At 63.4% G+C, this 5,346-nt stretch carries 5 protein-coding genes and 1 pseudogene; 2 read left to right on the forward strand and 4 right to left on the reverse strand.

Annotated elements, in window-relative coordinates:
* A partial coding sequence (locus YUU_RS54455) for a transposase (protein ID WP_035664980.1) occupies nucleotides 1–174 on the forward strand: 174 nt, incomplete at its 5' end.
* Between the two features lie 166 nt (nucleotides 175–340).
* On the opposite strand, the gene YUU_RS0145385 is transcribed toward YUU_RS54455, so the two are convergent.
* From YUU_RS0145385 to YUU_RS0145395, 3 genes are all read right to left on the reverse strand, one after another.
* On the reverse strand, nucleotides 341–1,804 hold the full coding sequence (locus tag YUU_RS0145385; RefSeq protein WP_027528061.1) for a trehalose-6-phosphate synthase: 1,464 nt from the start codon (nucleotides 1,802–1,804) through the stop codon (nucleotides 341–343).
* 239 nt (nucleotides 1,805–2,043) lie between these two features.
* The gene (gene otsB / locus YUU_RS0145390) at nucleotides 2,044–2,853 is read right to left on the reverse strand and encodes a trehalose-phosphatase (RefSeq protein WP_027528062.1); all 810 of its coding nucleotides are present in this window, start codon (nucleotides 2,851–2,853) and stop codon (nucleotides 2,044–2,046) included.
* A 3-nt stretch (nucleotides 2,854–2,856) separates the two neighbouring features.
* Nucleotides 2,857–4,335 carry an MFS transporter gene (locus YUU_RS0145395; RefSeq protein ID WP_027528063.1) on the reverse strand — a complete coding sequence of 493 codons (1,479 nt, stop codon included), beginning with the start codon at nucleotides 4,333–4,335 and terminating at the stop codon, nucleotides 2,857–2,859.
* Nucleotides 4,336–4,463: 128 nt separating this feature from the next.
* On the opposite strand from YUU_RS0145395, the gene YUU_RS54460 reads away from it, so the two are divergent.
* A complete protein-coding gene (locus YUU_RS54460; RefSeq protein WP_051390281.1) occupies nucleotides 4,464–4,865 on the forward strand; it encodes a DUF3175 domain-containing protein in 402 nt (133 codons plus the stop codon).
* Between the two features lie 250 nt (nucleotides 4,866–5,115).
* On the opposite strand, the pseudogene YUU_RS0145405 reads toward YUU_RS54460, so the two are convergent.
* Nucleotides 5,116–5,346: pseudogene (locus tag YUU_RS0145405) on the reverse strand (methyl-accepting chemotaxis protein); the annotation flags it as partial.

The raw sequence follows: 5,346 nt of genomic DNA on the forward strand, positions 1-5,346 counted from the left end.
TACAACCTTCTCATCGCACGACGGCGAGCGCAGGTGGAGACGACCTTCGCCACCCTCAAACGCCGCATGCGATTGACTTGCATCCGATACGTCGGCCTCATCAAGGCAAACGGGCAGGTTCTGCTCGCCTCCATCGCGTTCAACATGAGGCGGTGGGCCGCAATCGCTGCGTGAACCGCCCGCCGAGGAGCATGAGCCGCTCCATCGTCGGCCCGCTACTCCGACAACTAGCTTCTTCCCTGACCTGTCTTGGCCTCAAAAGCCAGTAACGCAACAGGCCCACAAGGGGAGAGGGTGATCGAGATCGCGGCGCTGATATCAAGACAACTTGGAGCGCTAGCTACATCAACCGCACACCTGAAATCGCCGACCTCAGCCAGCGCAGCGCCTGCGGGGATTGGGCGGTCAATGGCGCAACAGTGGACTTCTCGGTCCGGCTCCGCTCCAGCTCCGCGACGAAGTCGGCGGACCATTGCTGGATGGTGTGCCCGCGCAGCTTCTTCATCATCGCCTCCCAGCGCATCTTGCGCTCGGTGAGCGGCATCGAGGCCGCGATCGAGATCGCGCGCGCCATGCCGTCGATGTCGTGCGGATTGACCAGCAGCGCGGTGTCGAGCTCGTTGGCGGCGCCTGCGAATTTCGACAGCACCAGCACGCCGGGATCGGCCGGATTTTGCGCGGCGACATATTCCTTGGCAACCAGGTTCATGCCGTCATGCAGCGGCGTCACCACGCCGACCTGCGCGGTGCGATAGAGGCCCGCGAGCACCGCCTGGCTAAACCCCTTGTTGAGATAGCGGATCGGTGTCCAGTCGACCTCGCCATGGCGGCCGTTGACGTCGGTCACGAGACGCGCGACCTCGTTCTGGAGATTGCCATACGCCTCGATGCCACCGCGCGAGGGGTTTGCGATCTGAAGCAGCGAGATGCTGCGCGAAAATTGCGGCTGCTCGGTCCACAGCCGATCGAACGCGCTGATGCGATTGACCAGGCCCTTGGAATAGTCGAGCCGGTCGACGCCGATCGCGAGCTTCTCGCCGTTGAGGCTGCGGCGCAGCCGCGACACGTCGGGATGCGAGATCGACTTCGCGGCATATTGCGCGAATTTTTCTGCATCGATGCCGATCGGAAACACCTGGCACCGCGTGCGACCATGCTTGGAGCTGACGATGCCGTCCTCGACCGTCAGTCCGAGTTCGTGACCGACATAGGTGAGAAAATTCCGGCAATCCTCGCCGGTCTGGAAGCCGATGAGATCATAGGCAAGCATCGCCTCGATCAGCTCGCGATGATGCGGCACGCCCTGCATCACCGCGGGCACCGGCCACGGCGTGTGCAGGAAGAAGCCGACGGGATCCTCGACGCCGAGCTCGCGCAGCTCCGCACCGAGCGCGAGGAAATGATAATCCTGCACCCAGAATGCGGTGCGCTCTTTGCGAAAACGCAGCAGCGCGCGCGCCATGAAGGCGTTGACCTCGCGATAGCTGAGATAGTCGCCTTGCGAGACGCGAATGAGATCGCTGCGCGAATGCAGCGCCGGCCACAACGCCGAATTGGCAAAGCCCTCGTAATAGCCGCCGTAATGCGCCGCCGGCAGATCCAGCGTCGCCAGCGCACCGGTGCCGAGCGCCTCGACCTCGGCGAAGGGTTCCTTCTGATGACCATCGCGCACCCGGCCCGAGGAACCCACCCAGATCGCTCCCGAATGTTCCACCACGGGAAGCAGAGCGGCAGCGAGGCCGCCCGTCATGGGTTCGTTGGCTTTACCGCGCGCGACGCGATTCGATACGACGACGAGATTCACAGGGTCGTCCCCTCCTGTTATTCCGCCTCGTTTAACTGGCGTTCATCAATATGGTTCCTGTTCATGGTTTCAACCAATTGAAACCAAAATCAGGCGCGCGCGTCGGAACTGTCTTTTGTCCTCCGAAACGAAAATCCGACGCAAAGACAGTTTTCTGCGTTCCCTTTCCGCAGCAAAAATCGCGGGTGCGCAACGCGGTTCCGAGGCCTTTATGGCTCTGGCGTGGCGCTGCCTTGCTTTTACCTTGGATCGCCGTCGAGCAGATGCGCGAGGAACTCGCGCACATCACTGGGTGAGTCGAAGTGACCATTCACGCCACGCGCGCGACGCCCCACCGAGAATGCGAGCCCGTTCATATCGGGCATGATCGCGAATACCGTTTCATCGGTGACATCGTCGCCGATGAACAGCGGACGGCGGCCCCTGAACGGCTCATGCGTCATCAATTCACGCACGCCGCTCGCCTTGGTGAAGCCGGAATGCTTGATCTCGCAAACGAACTTGCCTGGCAAAACCTCGATCGGTGCATTGGGCAGGTCGGCGCGGATCAGCGACACCGCCGCATAGATCGCCTTCTCCGCATGCGGGGCGAGACGATAATGCAGCGCGAGCGAATACCCCTTGTCCTCGAGCAGAATGCCGGGCGAGAGCTTTGCGATTGCGGCGAGCCGTCGCTTCAACTCCTTGTCCATCGGGGGAGCGTGGCTTGCCACCGCCTCGCTGTCCGGCTCCAGCCGCATTTCGGCGCCATGGCCGCCGACGGCGGGGAATTGATCCGGCGCGAAAATCAGATCGATGTCGTTGAGCGAGCGTCCGCTGACGAGCGCGAGCGCGCCGGAGGTCCGCTCGACAAGGCCATTGAGCGTCTTCGAGAGGCCGGGCGGCACCCAAACCTCCCGCGGCGTCGGCATCAGTTCGAGCAGCGTGCCATCGATGTCGAGCAGTATCGCCGTCTCGCTGAGATGCGGCACCAGGGCGTGCGGCACCGGCACCGTCTCCGGCGTCTCGTCATCGTCCATGGTTCGTATGTCCATCACTTCCGAAGTCATAGCCTACTCCATAAAGGCAAGCGGCCGCGCGATTTGTTCGAGCGATTTACGTTCCGCGGCGACGGCGTAGCGCCACGCCACGATTGCGGCCGCGATCATCAGTGCCGACCCCAAAAGATAGCCTGCGAATACGCTGGTGCGGGACCCGGTGTCGATCAACGCGCCGAACAACGCAGGACCCACGACGCCGCCAATGCCGGTGCCGATCGCATAGAACACCGCGATCGCAAGCGCGCGCACTTCCAGCGGAAAGGTTTCGCTGACGGTGAGATAGGCGGCGCTCGCGGCCGGCGACGCAAAGAAGAAGATCACCATCCAGGCGATCGTCTGTCCCCGCGCGCTCAGCGCGCCGATCGCGAACAGATAGCCCGAGATTGCAAGCAACAGGCCTGACAAGCCATAGGTCAGCACGATCATCGTGCGGCGGCCGAGCGTATCGAAGAAGCGGCCGAGCAACAGCGGGCCCAGAAAATTGCCGGCGGCGAACGGCAAAATGTACCAGCCGACGCCATCGGCGCTGATGCCGTAGAAATCGGTCAGGACCAGCGCGAAGGTGAAGAAGATCGCGTTGTAGAAGAAGGCCTGTGCGCTCATCAGCACCAGTCCCACCAGCGCGCGCTGGCGATAGACCGTGAACAGCGTGTGCACGACCTCGCCGAGCGGCGTATGGTGGCGCATCTTGAGGCGGATCTTCGCGAAAGCGGTCCCGCCCTGCTGGTGGCCGATCACGGAGCGCTCGATGTCGTCGACGATCGCGTGGGCTTCATCGGGGCGGCCGTGGATCATCAGCCAGCGCGGGCTCTCCGGGATCCACATCCGCATGAACAGCACGACCAGACCGATCGTCGCACCGATCAGGTAAGCGAGGCGCCAGCCGAGATCGGGACCGATCACGGCGGGATCGAGCAGGATGATGGCGCTCACCGCGCCCATGGCGGCGCCGATCCAGAAGCTGCCGTTGATGACGAGATCGGTCCAGCCGCGATAGCGCGCCGGCACCAATTCCTGGATGGTCGAGTTTATCGCGGTGTATTCGCCGCCAATGCCGGCGCCAGTGAGGAAACGAAACAGCGCGTAGCTCGCGATGTTCCACGACAGCGCGGTCGCTGCGGTCGCGGACAGATAGACCGCCAGCGTGATGAAAAACAGTTTCTTGCGCCCGATGCGATCGGTCAGCCAGCCGAAGCCGAGCGCGCCCAGCACCGCGCCGGCAAGATAGGCGGAGTTGGCGAAGCCGAGATCGAGATTGGAGAAGTGCAGCGTTGTGCTTTGCTTCAAGGCGCCGGAGAGCGCGCCGGCCAGCGTCACTTCCAGCCCGTCGAGAATCCAGGTTATGCCGAGCGCCAGCACGACACGGGTGTGAAAGCCGCTCCAGGGCAGCGCGTCGAGGCGCGAGGGGATGCTGGTCTCGACGATGCGATCATGCGCCGCCGCCGAGGCCGCAGAATCAAAATTCAGCGCTGGGGTTTGCTGCAAGTCCATCGCGCTATTGCTGGAGGTGCGGCCTGATTCAGTCCGCGACCATCGACAACGTTTGCGGCGAAGTCAGGTTCCATCAGGAACCGCTTCACAGCGCAGCAGTTTTCAGAGGAGCTGCAAGGAGTTAACGCATGGCTCAGGTCAGAAAGTCGACACATTCGCGCAAAACCGCAAAGCGCAAGGCGACGCATCGCACATCAAGCCGCGCACGGCGCCATCCCGCCTCGCGCAAGACGTCGAAAACGACATCGAAACGCGCAGCGCCCAAGCGCTGGTCGCAGCGGGTGACGAAGGAGAGCGACGCGCTCGATCTCAAGCGCGGCGTGTTCAAGCAGACAAGCGCGAAGAAGATCGCCGCGTCCCTGAAGCGCTCGGCCGAGCACTCCAGACGCCGCAAGTCCGGCGCCTATCGCTCGGCGCTGTCGATGCTGACCTTCTACATCAACCGCGCCGGCAAGACCTTGCCGAAGACACAGCGCACGCGGCTCGAGCGCGCGAAGGTCGAGTTGAAACGGGCGTTCGGGAGGGAGTGAGGGCCCTGTCGCTAATAGACTTAGACGGCGCCACAAACTCAGCTCGTCATCCCGGACAAGCGAAGCGCAGATCCGGGATCCCCGCGCGAGCGCACCGGGCTCGTCGCGAGAACCACAGGAAGTGGTTTGGCGAAGACTCGGGATTACCAGCCCCGCACCACAACTTCTCCCTGGGGGTATGGGTCCCGGCCTTCGCCGGGACGACAATTGAGAGTTGGGCAACAGCGAGCGCTAGACGCGCAGCGAAGATTTACGCCGCCCTGATATTCGCCATGAAGCGATCGAGCTCGGCGCGGAGGCGCGTGCTTTCGGCCGACAGCGTCTGGGCAGAGTTCAGCACCTCTTCCGAGGCCGAGCCGGTTTCGGCGGCGCCGCGGTTGACCTGGCCGATGTCGGTGGCCGCTGTCTGCGTGCCCTGCGCGACGTTCTGGACGCTGCGGGCGATCTCCTGCGTCGCGGCGCCCTGCTCTTCCACCGCGCT

The sequence above is a fragment of the Bradyrhizobium sp. Ec3.3 genome, assembly GCF_000472925.1.
Lineage (GTDB): Bacteria > Pseudomonadota > Alphaproteobacteria > Rhizobiales > Xanthobacteraceae > Bradyrhizobium.